Below are 14,866 nucleotides of genomic sequence, written 5' to 3' on the forward strand. Positions count from 1 at the left end.
AACGAAGTCCACAATGGGCCGATGCTTTACAAGCCCTCACGGCGCACCGCACAGTGGCGCCGGATCACTCAACGCAACCCGCGCCCCTCCAAACCGATCGAGTGGCGCCGGATCAATCGACGCAAACCGGGCCCCTCCAAGGCGATCGATTGGACTCAGCACTGGACCGCCATCGGCGCCATGATTCTCGGAATAGCTACCGCCGGTGCAGTTATCGCCACAAGCATAGATAGCGGCAAGCAGCGAGAACTTACCGAAAAGGGCCAAATCACCGATCGCTTCACCAAGGCAAATGATCAACTCGGCTCTGACGCCATCGAGGGCCGCTTGGGCGGAATCTGCGCACTCGAACAGATCATGAAAGACTCTGCCGACTACGAAGACCCGATCATTGAGATCCTGGCTGCATACGTTCGTAATCGAACCTCGCGGGACACATCGCCGCCCGCATCACCATCTCCTAAGCCAGATCAATCCCGGCTTGCAAAAACTCCAACAGACATTCAAGCCGCACTCACGGTCTTGATACGTCGGCCAGACCCAGAGAATCACCGTATTATCAACCTGGCACGATCGTACCTAGATGGCGTGTTCCTGGACGACGCGAACCTGACACGCGCCGACCTGACTGGCACTCACCTGGACGGCGCGAGCTTGACCGGTGCCGACCTGAGGGGCGCAAACCTGACGGGCGCTAACTTGGCGTACGCAAAGCTGGCCGGCGCGAAACTACACGGCGCAGTCCTCACCGGCGTAGACCTGACCCACGTAGACCTGACCGGCGCAGACCTATCGCAGGCGACCTTTCCCGGAAACTGACGAGGCCTTTCCCGCGAACTCATACCGAGTGGCCCACCTCCAGCGCGCTGCTCTCCGAGAGCCTCGGCGATCAGAGCCGCCACACCATTGGTGTCGGGCGTCGCTTCATCAAGGCATGTCCAGATCTCTGACCAATTTGCCGCTCGCGCTAGCGGCTCCAGGAACCGCATTGTCAGCGGCTCCAGGCTCACCAGCCGCCCATGGAGCGTTACGGCCTCGATTTCTGAGCTGCGGAAACTTCCACGACTGAAAAACGGAAGGTCGGCGGTTCGACCCCGCCCCTGGCCACCAAAGCTCTTCGCCGGGCTTTGTCGCCCCGATCTGCGGAAACGCGGTTCGGGGCATTTTTGTATGCCGATCCCGGCGTCACGAACGAGTGACCGTGGCTGACCGCGTCAAACCGGCTTTCGCCGGGGCAGTAGACGACGGGGGTGGCTAACGACGTGCTGCTCGCGATCGAGTCCGAGCCGGCACCGGCCATGCTGCCAGCCGGGCTCCTCGGCGGCGTGGCGCTGGTGATCGGGACGGCTGCGCTGCTCGTGGAGTTCGCCGAGTCCGGCGGCGGCGAGGAAGGCGCGCTGGTCGGATGGGGCGTCGTGGCAACGTGGGCGCGGCGCTTCCTGGATCCGGGGTTTGTAGCCCCGCAGGTCAGCGTTCATTTCGACGTGGCCATACTCCGATCGCCAGCAAGGCCACGGCGGTGCCTCCACCCAGCAGGAACGGCGTGGCAGCAGCGAAGAGGAGTGCGGCAGGTACAGGCTGCCCAGGTAGACGGCGAGGACACTGTTGTTCCATCCCACGGTGGGCCCGACGGTCAGCATCATCAAAACGCGAAGAACACTCCATCAACAATGGCTGACCTGGTTCTTCAGCGGACGCACAGCGCGAAGTGACACTGCCGAAGGTCGGACTCAGCGGCCCGGCGCATGTCGAGTCAGGTTGTCGGCGGGACCTCACGGACGACCGCGTGCCAGTCGGCGAAGAAGAGCGCGGTCGCGCCATAGGCGGCCAGTGCCGCGCTTGTGGGCGCCAGCCAGCCGGTGCCCGGATGCCCGGCGGAGCCCGCGGCCCCGGTGAGGATCAGCAGGCTCAGGCACGAGCCGAACAGGGAGACTCGTCCCGGACGAGCCAGGCCGAGCAGTCGACCGGTGACCCACCCGGCGGTCAGGCCCAGGGGAATGCCCGGCATGGCGGTGATCAGCAGGATCCCGCCGAACGCCGCCGGTCCGTCGACGCGGGGATCGTGCCGCAGTGACACCTCGGCGAGCAGGAAGACCGCGACGACCACAGTGGTCGTGGCGACACCGGAGAGCACGCCATGCCCGGCGACCAGAGCCCAGGCCCGCCACGTTCGGGGCGGGCGGCGCGCATCGGTCAGGGCTGCGAGCGGCGCCGCAGCGTGGCCACCGTCGAGCCGGCCAGGGTGAGCAGGCATTCGGGCAGCCTACCGTCGGCCAGGGCCGCTCCGACCAGGGCTTCTCCGGTCGGCTCGTCCTCGTTGACGTACGCGCTGACGAATCTGGCCACCCAGCGGGCGTCGTACTGCGCCTCGTCTATCTCGGGGTAGTCGAGCGCCCACGGGCCCTTCCGCAAGCCGTCGCCGGCCAACTCTCCGGCCAGGCACCAGGCGACGTTGTACGCCCCGGACGCACCCTCCCGCTTGACTACCGCGTCGAAAGTGCCTGCCACCGCCTTCCCGTCGCCGGCCAGTGCCTGGTCAAGGATGAGGGCGGCGTCTTCGAACGCGTGGTCAGGATCGACGGTCACGGTGGGAGCCTATCGGGCGGTGGCAACCGTACCGGAGCACTCGCCACCCAACGGACGTAACCGCCCCCTCCCCCAATCCCGGGAACAACGCTAAGGTGCCCGTTGGACCATGGCCATGGAGGCACCCTCATGCGTATCTCGCGCGCTGTCGCAGCTGCCGCCTGCGTATCGCTGCTCACCCTCGCCGCGTGCTCGAACAACGCGGACGACCCGCAGGCCGCCGACTATCTGGGGGCGTATCTCTACGGCACCGACGGCAACATGAGCAACGAATTCGGCGACATCTTCGCCGACCACCCTGGCGTGCTCGCGGGCATGAAGGGCACCCTGCCGCTGACGCCGCTGGACTCCACGTTCGTGAGCAAGCTGAAGGCGATCGACCCGACGCTGAAGGACTTCACGTACGCGGGGGAGACCTACGACGCGGTCGTCATCAGCGCGCTGGCGGCGCAGCAGGCCGGGTCGACCAAGGCCACGGACATCGCGAAGTACATCAACGGGGTGACCACCGAGGGTGCCGTCTGCAAGACGGTCGCGCTGTGCCTGCAGGCGGCTCGCAAGGGCGACAACATCGCCTACCGCGGCATCACGGTCAAGTACGGCTTCACCGAGGCCGGCGAGCCGTCGACCACGACGTACGCGACGCTGCACTTCGACACCACCAACCAGGTCGACAGCGGCAAGACCGAGTTCCTGGGCACCGGCAACGAGAGCAACGTGACCTCGAAGGACCTGCCGAAGGCCGTCGCCAACGGCAAGTCGTCGACGCCGTTGACCATCGGCGGTCTGCTGCCGAAGACCGGCGCGCTGTCGTTCATCACCAAGCCGATGGACGCGGGCGCGGCCCTGGCGATCACCGAGATCAACGCGGCCGGTGGCGTGCTGGGCAAGGACGTCAAGTGGATCGACGGCAACGACGGCACCGACCCCAAGGTCGCCAAGCAGACGATCGCCTCGCACCACGCGAACGGGGTGCAGGTCCTGATCGGTACGGGCGCCTCCGGCGTGGCCCTGGCCTCGCTGCCCGACGCGGTGAAGAACGACATGATCATGTTCTCGCCGTCCAACACCTCGGCGTCGCTGACCACGGTCGAGGACAAGGGGCTGTACTTCCGTACCGCGCCTTCGGACATCCTGCAGGCCCGCGCCGTCGCCGACGTGATCCTGCGCGACGGTGACCGGAAGATCGTCATCATCGCGCACGCCGCCAACTACGGCACGAAGCTGACCGAGGACGTCAAGAAGGAACTGGTCAAGGCCGGGCTCAGCGAGTCCGACATCCGCGCGTACACCTATCAGATCAACGACGACGGCACCGTGAAGGACAAGGCCGAGCTGGCGACGATCGCCAAGGAGGTCGTGCCGATGAAGGCCGACGGTGTGCTGGTCATCGGGTATGCCGAATCGGCCGACGCGATCAAGGCCCTGGTCGATGCGGGTGCGACCATCCGGCACTAACGTGTTGACCGCACCGCATCCCGAGAAGGAGCTGCCATGAGCGAGACCGTAGAGACCCGCGGCGACGACCGTCGCGACCTGATCGTCGGCGACACCAACCAGGACGGCAAGACCGACGTGTGGGTGTCGGACACCGACGGCGACGGCAAGGCCGACCTGTTCCAGTTCGACACCGACCTGGACGGCAACGTGGACATCACCCTGGTCGACCTCGACCAGGACGGCACCCCCGAGGTGACCGTGGACGGCGACGGCGGCCACGCCCCGGCCTGACCCGCCTGGCCGCCCCGCGCGGCACCCGGTTTTTCCATTGACGCTGGCCTATCTAGAAGACGATTCTCGGAAATCCGTCCTCTGGATAGGCCAGCGTTTATGTAAAGGCGGGGGCGAGCGGCGTCAGGCGGCGTTCATGGAGCGGATGGCCTGCCAGATGAGCAGGACCAGGAGGATTGCGCCGAGCGCGCCCAGGACCACGATGCGTGGCACCGCCGGGCGGCACGGGGACACGATCGCCTCGGGGTGGCCGAGGGCGACCAGCCGCTGGCGCTGGGCCAGCACCTCGTCGCGGCAGTAGATCAGCAGCGCGTCGGCGGGGTCGAGGTGGCTGACCCGGCTCAGTTCCACGGCGAGCCGGGCCTGGGCGGTCTGCAGGCCGCGTACCGCGCGCTCGCCGGCTCGGCCGCAGCGGGCCTTGCCGTAGCGGCGGGCGTCGGCCCGTAGGTGACCGTGGCCCATGATCTGCAGCTCCCCGGGGGTGGCGATGGCGGGGTCGTGCAGCGCGGCCAGGTGGGCCACGTAGAAGTGCGCCTCGCGGTGGCGGGCGACCCAGACGAGCGCCAGCACCATGATCAGGGCGGGTAGGCCCTTGCCCAGCATGCCGAGCAGCACCCCCGCCCCGCCGGAGCCGAGGCCGTCGGCGAACAGGGGCGAGTTCCAGATGAAGTGGGTGAGCCAGGCCAGGCCGAGCCCGACCGCCAGGCCGCCCGCGCGCCACCAGGTGGGCTTGTCGGTGCGGACCAGGAACCAGGCGATGCCCGCGCCCGCCAGCGCCGTGAACAGCGTGTGGCTCCACAGCCCGGCCAGGAAGCCGCGCAGGAAGAAGGTGGCGATGACCGGCCCGACGCCGTCGCCCCGGCCGCTGACGGAGACGGCGTTGACGGCGTACACGATGTCCTCGACGACCTGGAAGCCCAGACCGACCAGCGCGCCGTAGACCATTCCGTCCAGCACGCTGTTGATCTGTTTTCGGGCCACCAGCACGATCATGACCACGCCGAGCGCTTTGAGCAGCTCCTCGATGGTCGGCCCGGCGATGGCCGGGCCCCAGGTGGCGGCGAAGGCGGGCGAGATCAGCTTGGCCAGCAGGTCGTGCACGGACTGGTTGCCCGGGATGGCCGCCGTGGTGGCGACCGCGCCGCCCCAGGCGAACGCGGTGGCCATGAGCAGCGGCGGCTCGCGTTCCAGGAAGTCCATCGACGCGATGAACAGCCAGAACGGGACGGCGTACAGGGCGAACAGGATGACCGCGCTGGTGGTCGCCACCGGGAACTTGGCCAGGTCGGCGCGCAGGATGCCGCCCAGTCGCGTCAGCCCGGCCAGCAGGATCAGTCCCAGCAGCCAGAACGCGGGCAACTGCAGCGACTTGAGCGCCCGCGCCGGGCGTGGCGTCGGGCGGACGGAGAATCGCCAGCGTCTGCCGCCGGTCTGCCCCACCGCGGTCACCGGCCACCGCCGTACGCGATGGAGTCGATGCTGGTGTCGATGCCCGCGATCACCTGGCCGAGTTCGAACTCCGCGCCGCTGACGGTCACCTCGATGGCGACGCCGCCGGTGAGGAACACCGCGTAGCGGCCGCACCGGCCGGGCGCGGTGTAGCCGCCGGCGAGCCCGTCGATGCCGCTGTCGGTGCGTACGCCGTCCTCGTCACCGATCACCTGGTACCCCTGGGTCGCTTTGATCTTCGTACGGAGGCGGCTGGCCGCGTCCTCGATGCCGCCGCTGAACGGGGTCACCACGATCGCGTACCGGACCGCCCCGATCAGAAAAAGCACGGCGGCCCGGTCGGTACCGGGCCTGGTCTTGCTGGCGTCGATGCGGGCGCCGGGCGGCGGCTGCACGCTGACCCCCGCGCCGACCTCGTAGCGCTGCTGTCCGGTCAACGAGCGGTCGTTGGGGACGGCCCGGTTGAGCGCGGGCAGGCCGAAGACGATCACGAGCAGAGCAGCGAGCACCGCGGTGCCGCCGGCCAGGTTCCGCAGCAGTCGGTGCGCCACCATGAGCCGACGTTAACCGGGCATAGAACTTGAATGCTGCTATATCGACCAATGCGTGGGCTTCCCCGGCATTGGCCCAAGCAGTTGGCTTCGGCATTTTGACGGCCCCGGTCGGGCCGCGCAGGATGAGTGAATGACCGGCAGGGTGATGAACCGGCGGGAGCAGCACAAGGAGCACACCCGCGCGGCGCTCGAAGAGGCCGCGCTGGAGCTGTTCGCGCGGCGCGGGTTCGACGTCACCACGGTCGAGGAGATCGCCGCGGCGGCCGGGGTCTCGGTGCGCACGTTCTTCCGGTACTTCTCATCCAAGCAGCACGTGCTCTTCGGCGACGTCGCCCATCGGCGGCTGGGCGACCTGCGGGCGGCCCTGCTGGCACGACCTGCGGACGAAGCGCCGCTGGCCTCGGTGCGCGCCGTGCTGGAGGCCGGTGACCTGACCGGCCCGGCGGAGCTGGCCCAGATCCGGGCCCGGCTGCGGCTGGTCGAGGCGCAGCCGACGCTGCTGCAGACATACCTGCTGATCAGCGAGGAGCTGCGGCAGCAGGTGGCGCAGTTCGTGGGGGCACGGTGTGGGGTGCCCGCGGCGCACCCGTATCCGCTGCTGGTCGCCGCGGCCGCGCAGGGGGCCTGGGACACCGCGCTGTGGTCCTGGGCGGCCGGGCTGAGCACTGACCTGGCCGGGACGCGGCGGTCCGCTTTCGCCCAGTTGACGGCCGGGTTACCCGATCAGCCCTGAGAGTGCTGTCACATTCGAGTAACGACCACTGTTTCCACGCGAACCTTTCCGGCATCGTCCTGGCTCTCTACAGCGGCCAACAGCCGACGAACGTGGGAGTGGAGATGCTGGTCTGGCGTCGCGCCAACAGCGCGAGGAGCCTTCTCGCGGCAGCAGCCGCCGCGGCCCTGATCGCAACAGTGCTGCTAGCGGGCCTGGTCAGCTACAACAGCGCCGTGGTCGAGGCGGGCGGACAGGCGGCGGTCGCCGCCGCCCCGCCCAGCGAGCGGTCGATCCTGGTACGCGGTCCCGCCGACAGCACCGACGCCTGGACCACCGCGGACACCAAGGTCCGCGAGTGGTTCTCCGGTGGACTCGGCGGGGCGCAGGTGGACCTCACCGGCGCCGGTTACGCCAGTGGGCGGCAGTTCAGCGGTGCCACCGGCAACGCCGTGGCCGACTCCGGCGGCCTGGTGTTCGCGCAGGTCATGTTCCTCGACGCGCTGCCCGAGCACGCCGAGCTGCGGGCGGGCACCTGGGCGGTGCCCGGGTCCGAACCCGCGCAGGCGGTGCTCGGCGAGGCGGCGGCCCGGATCATGGGCGTGCAGCCCGGCGCCCGCGTGCCGATCACCGACCGGCGCTCCGGCAAGGTCACCGAGGTGGTGGTCACCGGCGTCTTCGCCCCCAAGCACACCGACGACCCATACTGGCTGCTCACGCCCGAGCTGGCCGAGGGCTCGATCCTGGGCGGGTCGACCTACGGCCCGCTGGTGTTCGACCGGGCCGACTTCTTCGGCGGCGGCTGGGCGGCCAACGGCAGCGCCGGCTGGATCGCCGAACCGCGCCTGGCCGGGTCCGACCTGGCCGGGCTGGTCCGGGTCAGCGGCGCGCTGCGCGGCCTGACCGAGCTGCCCAAGGCAGTCGGGTTCGGCAGCTCCGGCCAGACCACCACGAACCTGGACCGGCTGGTCGAGCGGCTCAAGGCCGCCGACCTCGTCGGCCGTTCCGCGCTGCTCACCCCGATGCTGTTGACCGTCGTGCTCGGCGGATACGCGCTGATGCTGCTGGCCGCCCTGCTCACCGAGCAGCGGCGACCCGAGACCGCACTGCTGCGCGCCCGCGGCGCCGCCCGCGGCCAGCTCGCCGGACTCGCCGCGCGGGAGGCGGTGCTGGTCGCGCTGCCCGCCGTGGTGGTGGCTCCGCCGCTGGCCGGGCTGCTGCTCGGCCAGACCGAGGGCCTGAACGTGTTCCGCGAGGTGAACCTGCATCCGGACGGATCACTGACGGCGAGCGTATGGCTCGTCGCGCTGGCCGCCGGAGCAGGCTGCGTGCTGGCGATGATGCTGCCCACGCTCAAGGCCGGGGGCACCTACGTCGCGGACCTGGCCGCCCGCTCGCGCCCCAGCCGGGGTGCCGCGGTCCAGCGGGCCGGGGCCGACCTGGCACTCATCGGCTTCGCCATCTTGGCCTGGTTCCAGCTGCGGCAGTACGACTCCCCGCTGGCCGGCCTCGGCGGCAAGCTCGGCATCGATCCGCTGCTCGCCTCGGCCGCCCCCATCGGTGTGCTCGCGGGCGCCGTGCTCGCGCTGCGGCTGCTGCCCCCGCTGACCCGCCTCATCGAGCGGCTGCTCGACCGGCGGCCGTGGTTCGCCACCCAGCTGGGCATGTGGCAGGCCGGGCGCCGCCCGCACGCCGGTCCGGTGCTGCTGCTGGCGCTGGCCGTCGCGGTCAGCACCCTGGCCTGGACCCTGGCCGCCACCAGTGAGCGTTCCAACCATGACCAGGCCGACCAGGTCGCGGGCGCCGATCTGCGGCTCACCGAGTCGTCCGGGTTCGACCCGGCCGGACGCACCGCCGCGCTCAATGGCCTGCCCGGCGTCCGCACCGCCCTGCCCGTCTGGCGCACCTCGATCCCGCTCGGCGAGAAGTCGACCCCGTCGACCCTGATCGCGATCGACGCCGCCGCCGCGACCGACGTGATCCACCTGCGAAACGACCTCGGCGACATGCCCGCGTTGCTGCGCCGGCTGGCCGCCGCACGCCTGACCTCGGCCGCGGTCGAGCTGCCCGCGGGCACCGCGAAGCTGCGGGGCACGCTGCGGCTCAGTGCGCCGCTGCCGCCGCTGACACAGGGCGCCGGCAGCACCGACGTCGTGCTGTACGGCGCCTACGGCCAGACGTACCGGGTCGCGCTGAGCAACCTGTCCCTCAACGGGACCCCGACGCCGTTCGAGGTGGCGGTGCCCGAAGGGGCGGTGCGGCTCGCGGGCTTCATGATCGACGGCTTCTCCGGGTACGACGTGAACGTCGACTGGAGCGTCAAGGGCCTGGCCACCGTCGACGCGAACGGCACGGCCACGCCGCTGTCGCTGCGCGTCGACAGCGCCCCCTGGCAGTACCAGAACCCGCCGAACGGCGCCCATCAGCTGCCCGCCGACGCGGTGACCGCGGACGAGCTGACCGTGAGTTACCCCCGGACCGAGGACCAGGGCGGGGGCTATCCGCCGCCGATACACACCACGGTCGCCCGGACCCTGCCCGGCGGCACGGTGCCGGCACTGGCCACCACCGCCGCACTGGACGCGATGCACGAGCAGGTCGGCGGCACCACGACGGTCCGGTTCCACGGCGTGCCGGTGCGGGTGAAGTTCGTCGGCTCCGTCCCGACGCTGCCCGGCGTCGCCGACACCTCCGCGGTGCTGCTCGACCTGCCGTCGCTGAGCGCCGCCTACTTCGACTGGTTCGGCGGCACGCAGGGCACGCAGGAGTGGTGGCTGACCACCGATCCGGCGCAGCACGCCGCGGCCGCGGCAGCCGCCGGGCAACTGACCAATCTGCGCGTCACCGACCGGACGGCCCTGGCCGACCAGGCCGGACACGACCCGTACGGCGTCGGCGCGCGCCTGGCCCTGTTCATCGCGGCCCTCGGCGCGATCGCGCTGGCGCTGGTCGGCGTCGCCGTCGACGTCCGCGCCACCGCCCGCCGCCGTATCGGCGAACTGGCCGTCCTGCACACCCTCGGCGCCACCCCGCGCCTGCTGGCCGGCGCGCTCATCGTCGAGCAGGCGTTCCTGGCCGGGCTGGGCGTGACGGTCGGCCTGGTCGTCGGCATCGGCGTGGCGGCGACGATGGCGCCGCTGGTCATCCTCACTCCCAGCGCCGCCCGGCCGGTGCCCGCACCGCTGCTCAGTCTCGACTGGGCGCCGGTGCTCGGCACCAGCGCGCTGCTGCTGGTGCTGTCGATGGCGATGGCCGGACTGATCGCCACCACGATGCGGCAGCGGCTGGCCGCCGCCCAGCTGCGGATCGGAGCTGACCGATGAGAAGGCGGATGCGGGCTTCGCTCGGGCAGCTCGTTCTGCTCGGGCTGCTCACGGCGGTCGCCGGAGTGCTGGTCATCGGCACCCCACGCATCGCCAACGGGCTCACCGACGAGGCGCTGCGCGACCGCGTCGCGTCCCTGCCGTACCTGGTGAAGGACCTCAACTACCGCGGCGGCTACCCGGTCAACCGGTCCACCCGCACCATGCCGAACCGGCTCCAGTCGCAGCGGGACGTGCTGTACCCGGACCTGCGCAACCGGATCAGCGAGTCCTGGTGGACGGTATACACGGACCTGGACGAGTCCTGGGCCGCCAAGACCGGGCTGCCCTCCAAGGCCCAGTTCAGCCTGCGCGCCGCCAGCGGCCTGCAGCAGGAGACCCGCCTGGTCGACGGACGATGGCCCGCGACACTGGACGAGCCGGGGTTCCCGATCGAAATCGTGATCACCACGGCCGAGGCTGCGACGCTGCACTACCAGGTGGGCAGCCGCTACAGCTTCGCGGAGGCGGGCGGCGTCCAGGTCGTCGGCATCGTCGAGCCGGTGAACCCGGCGGCGGGCTTCTGGGACACCGCCGCGCTGGCGCTGAAGCCGTACCAGCCGCACGATGACGGCGAGTCCTTCAAGGCGATCATGTTCACCGACACGGCCGGAGTCGACCGCGCCCACTACGCCGGCATCCCCACCCTGTTCGACCTGCGCTACCGGGTCGGTCCGGAGCACCTGGACATGGCCGCGTTGCCCAGCATGGTGTCGGCCGTGTACGCGGCGCGCTCGCAGGGCATCGAGGCACAGATGGAAGGCGGCCTGGACACCGCGCTGTCGCGCTTCGCCGACGCCGCCCGTGCCGGGCAGGCGCTGCTGGCCGTGGTGCAGGCCGGCACGCTGGCGACGCTGGCCGGGCTGGTGCTGCTGGCGGCGCGGCTCGCGGTGTCCCGGCGGCGGTCCGAGTTCACGCTGCTGCGGGCGCGAGGCGGTTCGATGCTGACCATCGGCGCCCGTACGCTCGCCGAGGTGCTGCCGGTGGTGCTGCCCGCCGCGATCGTGGGCTGGCTGGTCGGTCGGGCGATGCCGGGCCGACCCGCCGACACCCTCCTCGTGCTGGTGCTGTTCGCGCTGGTGGCGGCGCTTGCGACACCGGTGATCGCGATGCTCACGCTGCGACGGCTGTCGTTCTCCGGCGAGCGGGAGGATCTGGCCGGGTCCAAGGTGGGCGCCAAGCGCCGCACCGCGGAGCTGAGTCTGCTGGTGCTCGGCGCGCTGGGCGTGTGGCTGGTGCGCCGCCGGGGCCTCAACGCCGCCGACGGCGTCGACGTCTACCTGGCCGCCGTGCCGGTGCTGCTGGCAGCGGGCGCGGCGGTGCTCACGCTGCGGGCCATCCCGGCGCCGCTGGGCCTGGTCAGCCGACTGGCCTCGCGGGCCCGGGGCGCCGTCGGCTTCCTCGGCTTTGCCCGGTCCGGCCGGACCGCGCCCGCCGCCGTCGGCCCGGTCGCGGTGCTGGTGGTGGCGATCTGCACCACGGTGTTCAGCCTCGGCGTGTCCGGCACGGTCGACGCGGGCCGCGATCGCGCCGCGGACCAGGCCGTGCCCGGCGACATGAGCGTGAGCGGCTTCTTCTTCGCCCCCGACACCACCGACGCGTTGGCGGCCGTCCCGGGCGTACGGTCGGTCGCGCCGATGCTGGCGCAGCCGCCGACCCCGGTCACCGCCTCCAAGGAGATCGGTGCCGCGCGACTCGGCGTCTTCTACCTGGTCGTCGTTGACGCGCCCCGGCTGGCCCAGGTGATCCGCGACTCCGGTCGCGACCTGGAGCTGCCACCCGGGTTCGTCGACGCCCGACCGGGCCGGCCCGCGCCCGCCCTGCTGTCGCCCGCGGTGTACGAGCAGTTCAAGGGCCAGACCACCGCCGCGGCCGATCTGCAGGGGCGGGTGTACGACTTCGGCGTCGGCGGGGTCGTCGACAGCTTCCCCGGTCTGCCCGACAGCTCCAGCTTCATCGTCATCCCCTGGCAGGCCCTCGACGTACGCGCCGACAAGCCGATCAGCCCGAACGCCTTCCTGCTCGCGGGCCAGGCCGACCAGGCGACGATCGTGAAGGTCGGCAACGACGGCCAGCAGCGCTGGGTGACCTCGATCGGCACCCCGGTCGGCGGCCCCGACCTGACCACCCGGATCACCACCTGGACCGACTACCGCGCCGGGCTGGAGCGGACCGGCGTCAACGGCGTGCTGACCTTCGCCTACGGCGTGGGCGCGCTCGGCGGACTGTCGCTGGCGCTGCTGGCCGTGGCGTTCGCGGTGCTGGCCGGGGCGCGTGCCCGCGGGGAGGTGCTGTCGCGCCTGCGCACCATGGGCCTGAGCCGCGGCCAGGGCCGCCGCCTGCTGCTGGTCGAGCTGGCGCCGCTGGTGACGGTGGCGGTGCTCACCGGTGCGGCGGTCGGCGTGGCGTTGCCGCAGCTGCTGGGCCCGGCGCTGGGGCTGACGACCTACACGGCCGGGTTCGATGTCGGGGTGCGGCTCGACCCGGTGGTGGTCGCCGGGGCGGTCGGCATGGTGCTGGCCGGGCTGCTGACGGCACTGCTGGTGGAGACCCTGTTCAACCGGCGGCTGCGCCTCGGCGAGGTGCTGCGGCTGGGTTCCTTCGACGCGGGAGAGAGCTGATGACTACTGACCTCGGAACGGGGCTCGCCAGCGCGGCTGGGGCTCCCGGACGTGACGACGCCGTGCCCGACCTGGCCACCCTGCAGGCGCGGGCCGCGCAGCGGGCCGCCGACCGGGCGGGCGGGGCCGACCGGCTGCGCGGCCACCTGGTCTGCGACGGGCTGGTCCGCATCTACAAGACCGAAGGCGTCGAGGTCGTCGCGCTGCAGGGGCTGGACCTGGTCGTCGACCGGGGCGAGCTGCTGGCCATCGTCGGCGCCTCCGGCTCGGGCAAGTCGACGCTGCTGAACATCCTGTCCGGCCTGGACGTGCCCACCGCGGGCATCGCCCGGGTCGGCGAGTACGACCTGCTCACCATGTCGGCGCGCAAGCGGCTGTCGTACCGGCGGCGCATGGTCGGCTTCGTGTGGCAGCAGACCGGTCGCAACCTGCTGCCGTACCTGACCGCACAGGAGAACGTGGTGACCCCGATGCAGCTGGCCGGGACCCGGTCGGGCCGGGCGGCCAAACGGCGGGCGATGGAGCTGCTGGACATGGTCGGCGTCGGCTACTGCGCGCAGCGGCGGCCGGGGCAGATGTCCGGCGGCGAGCAGCAGCGGGTCGCGGTGGCGCTGGCGGTGGCCAACGACCCCGAGGTGCTGTTCGCCGACGAGCCGACCGGCGAGCTGGACGAGTCGACCGCGGCCGACGTGTTCGGGGCGCTGCAGACCATCAACGCCGAGCTGGGCGTGACCGTGGTCGTGGTGACCCACGACCACAACGTGTCCACTCAGGTGCGCCGTACCGTCGCGATCCGCGACGGCCGGCTGGCCTCGGAGGTGCGCCGCACCTCCCGCCAGACCGAGGACGGCGAGACCGAGCTGGTGACCGAGGAGTACGCGGTGCTCGACCGGGCCGGCCGGATGCAGCTGCCGGGCGCCTTCGTGGAGGCGCTGCAGCTCAAGGACCGGGTGAAGCTGAACTTGGAGACCGAGCACGTGGAGGTGCGCCGTGGCTGAGCTGGTACGGGTGGAGTCGGTGTGCCGCGACTTCGGCAAGGGCGACCGGGTGGTGCACGCGGTGCGCGACGTGTCGTTCACGGCCGAGCAGGGCGAGCTGGTGGCCGTACGCGGGCGGTCGGGCGCGGGCAAGACCACGCTGCTCAACATCGTCGGCGGGCTGGACCGGCCGACCTCCGGCAAGGTGTTCGTGGCCGGGCAGGAGCTGACCTCGGCGAGCGAGCACAAGCTGGTGGCGCTGCGGCGCACCGTCATCGGGTTCGTGTTCCAGTCGTTCGGGCTGGTGCCGATCCTGTCGGCGGCCGAGAACGTGGGCGTGCCGCTGCGGCTGGCCAAGGTGCCCGCGGCCGAGCGGGAGCAGCGCGTGGCGGTGCTGCTGGAACTGGTCGGGGTGGGCGCGCACGCCAACCAGCGGCCGTACGAGCTGTCCGGCGGCCAGCAGCAGCGCGTCGCCGTCGCCCGCGCCCTGGCCAACGACCCGCAGCTGCTCATCGCCGACGAGCCGACCGGTCAGCTCGACTCGGAGACCGGCCGCCAGATCATGGATCTGCTGCGCGCCCTGGTGCATGCCCGCGGCATGACCGCCCTGGTCGCCACCCACGACCCCGCCCTAATGGACATGGCCGACCGAGTGGTCACCCTCCGCGACGGCGCCCTGGTCCCGGCCACGGTTTAACCCCGATCACCGACCCGCGATCGGCCGCCGACCGCATCGGTAAAGGAGCGTGACATCGCGCAGCGATGTAGCGACGCGCCGATGCGGTCGGCCTCAAAGGCCGATCGCCGCGCCCGCGGCGGCGGGCGCCAACAGCAGAGCCGATCGCCGCGCCCGCGGCGGCGGGCGCCAACAGCA

At 71.2% G+C, this 14,866-nt stretch carries 13 protein-coding genes; 9 read left to right on the forward strand and 4 right to left on the reverse strand.

Annotation, left to right across the window (positions count from 1 at the left end; translation table 11 throughout):
• The first annotated feature begins 21 nt into the window (after positions 1-21).
• Together KUA19_RS18035 and KUA19_RS18040 are read left to right on the forward strand one after the other, a co-directional pair.
• Positions 22-819 carry a pentapeptide repeat-containing protein gene (locus KUA19_RS18035; protein ID WP_254549617.1) on the forward strand — a complete coding sequence of 266 codons (798 nt, stop codon included), beginning with the start codon at positions 22-24 and terminating at the stop codon, positions 817-819.
• Between the two features lie 431 nt (positions 820-1,250).
• Positions 1,251-1,712: a hypothetical protein gene (locus KUA19_RS18040; RefSeq protein ID WP_217397163.1), complete on the forward strand. Its 462-nt coding sequence runs from the start codon at positions 1,251-1,253 to the stop codon at positions 1,710-1,712.
• 41 nt (positions 1,713-1,753) lie between these two features.
• On the opposite strand, the gene KUA19_RS18045 is transcribed toward KUA19_RS18040, so the two are convergent.
• Positions 1,754-2,254, reverse strand: coding sequence for a hypothetical protein (locus tag KUA19_RS18045; RefSeq protein ID WP_217397164.1), 501 nt, complete (start codon positions 2,252-2,254; stop codon positions 1,754-1,756).
• Positions 2,194-2,586, reverse strand: a complete 393-nt coding sequence (locus tag KUA19_RS18050) for a hypothetical protein (protein WP_217397165.1) — start codon at positions 2,584-2,586, stop codon at positions 2,194-2,196. Before KUA19_RS18050 ends, KUA19_RS18045 begins: the two co-directional genes overlap by 61 nt.
• 129 nt (positions 2,587-2,715) lie before the next feature.
• On the opposite strand from KUA19_RS18050, the gene KUA19_RS18055 reads away from it, so the two are divergent.
• Complete coding sequence (locus KUA19_RS18055; RefSeq protein WP_217397166.1) at positions 2,716-4,044, forward strand: ABC transporter substrate-binding protein; 1,329 nt, start codon at positions 2,716-2,718, stop codon at positions 4,042-4,044.
• A 36-nt stretch (positions 4,045-4,080) separates the two neighbouring features.
• A complete protein-coding gene (locus tag KUA19_RS18060) occupies positions 4,081-4,317 on the forward strand; it encodes a hypothetical protein (protein WP_217397167.1) in 237 nt (78 codons plus the stop codon).
• 123 nt (positions 4,318-4,440) lie between these two features.
• Here KUA19_RS18060 and KUA19_RS18065 read toward each other — a convergent pair whose 3' ends face one another.
• Together KUA19_RS18065 and KUA19_RS18070 are read right to left on the reverse strand one after the other, a co-directional pair.
• On the reverse strand, positions 4,441-5,766 hold the full coding sequence (locus tag KUA19_RS18065) for a PrsW family intramembrane metalloprotease (protein ID WP_217397168.1): 1,326 nt from the start codon (positions 5,764-5,766) through the stop codon (positions 4,441-4,443).
• Positions 5,763-6,320: a hypothetical protein gene (locus tag KUA19_RS18070; RefSeq protein ID WP_217397169.1), complete on the reverse strand. Its 558-nt coding sequence runs from the start codon at positions 6,318-6,320 to the stop codon at positions 5,763-5,765. The genes KUA19_RS18065 and KUA19_RS18070 overlap by 4 nt, the downstream gene beginning before the upstream one ends.
• A gap of 130 nt (positions 6,321-6,450) precedes the next feature.
• On the opposite strand from KUA19_RS18070, the gene KUA19_RS18075 reads away from it, so the two are divergent.
• The 5 genes from KUA19_RS18075 to KUA19_RS18095 all read left to right on the forward strand — a co-directional run bounded on the left by KUA19_RS18075 (position 6,451) and on the right by KUA19_RS18095 (position 14,689).
• Entirely contained in the window at positions 6,451-7,053 is a 603-nt protein-coding gene (locus tag KUA19_RS18075; protein ID WP_217397170.1) for a TetR family transcriptional regulator, read from the forward strand.
• Between the two features lie 104 nt (positions 7,054-7,157).
• Entirely contained in the window at positions 7,158-10,355 is a 3,198-nt protein-coding gene (locus KUA19_RS18080) for an FtsX-like permease family protein (RefSeq protein ID WP_217397171.1), read from the forward strand.
• 8 nt (positions 10,356-10,363) lie between these two features.
• The gene (locus KUA19_RS18085; RefSeq protein WP_217397172.1) at positions 10,364-13,015 is read left to right on the forward strand and encodes an FtsX-like permease family protein; all 2,652 of its coding nucleotides are present in this window, start codon (positions 10,364-10,366) and stop codon (positions 13,013-13,015) included.
• The gene (locus tag KUA19_RS18090; protein ID WP_217397173.1) at positions 13,015-14,013 is read left to right on the forward strand and encodes an ABC transporter ATP-binding protein; all 999 of its coding nucleotides are present in this window, start codon (positions 13,015-13,017) and stop codon (positions 14,011-14,013) included. The genes KUA19_RS18085 and KUA19_RS18090 overlap by 1 nt, the downstream gene beginning before the upstream one ends.
• Complete coding sequence (locus KUA19_RS18095; protein WP_217397174.1) at positions 14,006-14,689, forward strand: ABC transporter ATP-binding protein; 684 nt, start codon at positions 14,006-14,008, stop codon at positions 14,687-14,689. The genes KUA19_RS18090 and KUA19_RS18095 overlap by 8 nt, the downstream gene beginning before the upstream one ends.
• Positions 14,690-14,866: the final 177 nt, after the last annotated feature.

Source organism: Catellatospora tritici, assembly GCF_019083965.1.
Lineage (GTDB): Bacteria > Actinomycetota > Actinomycetes > Mycobacteriales > Micromonosporaceae > Catellatospora > Catellatospora tritici.

Excerpts from the sequence above, each read along its gene's own strand:
- KUA19_RS18035 (WP_254549617.1), top strand. The coding sequence starts at position 22 with ATGCTTTACAAGCCCTCACGGCGCACCGCACAGTGGCGCCGGATCACT.
- KUA19_RS18045 (WP_217397164.1), bottom strand. The coding sequence starts at position 2,254 with ATGCCTGCTCACCCTGGCCGGCTCGACGGTGGCCACGCTGCGGCGCCG.
- KUA19_RS18055 (WP_217397166.1), top strand. The coding sequence starts at position 2,716 with ATGCGTATCTCGCGCGCTGTCGCAGCTGCCGCCTGCGTATCGCTGCTC.
- KUA19_RS18060 (WP_217397167.1), top strand. The coding sequence starts at position 4,081 with ATGAGCGAGACCGTAGAGACCCGCGGCGACGACCGTCGCGACCTGATC.
- KUA19_RS18070 (WP_217397169.1), bottom strand. The coding sequence starts at position 6,320 with ATGGTGGCGCACCGACTGCTGCGGAACCTGGCCGGCGGCACCGCGGTG.
- KUA19_RS18075 (WP_217397170.1), top strand. The coding sequence starts at position 6,451 with ATGACCGGCAGGGTGATGAACCGGCGGGAGCAGCACAAGGAGCACACC.
- KUA19_RS18080 (WP_217397171.1), top strand. The coding sequence starts at position 7,158 with ATGCTGGTCTGGCGTCGCGCCAACAGCGCGAGGAGCCTTCTCGCGGCA.
- KUA19_RS18085 (WP_217397172.1), top strand. The coding sequence starts at position 10,364 with ATGCGGGCTTCGCTCGGGCAGCTCGTTCTGCTCGGGCTGCTCACGGCG.
- KUA19_RS18090 (WP_217397173.1), top strand. The coding sequence starts at position 13,015 with ATGACTACTGACCTCGGAACGGGGCTCGCCAGCGCGGCTGGGGCTCCC.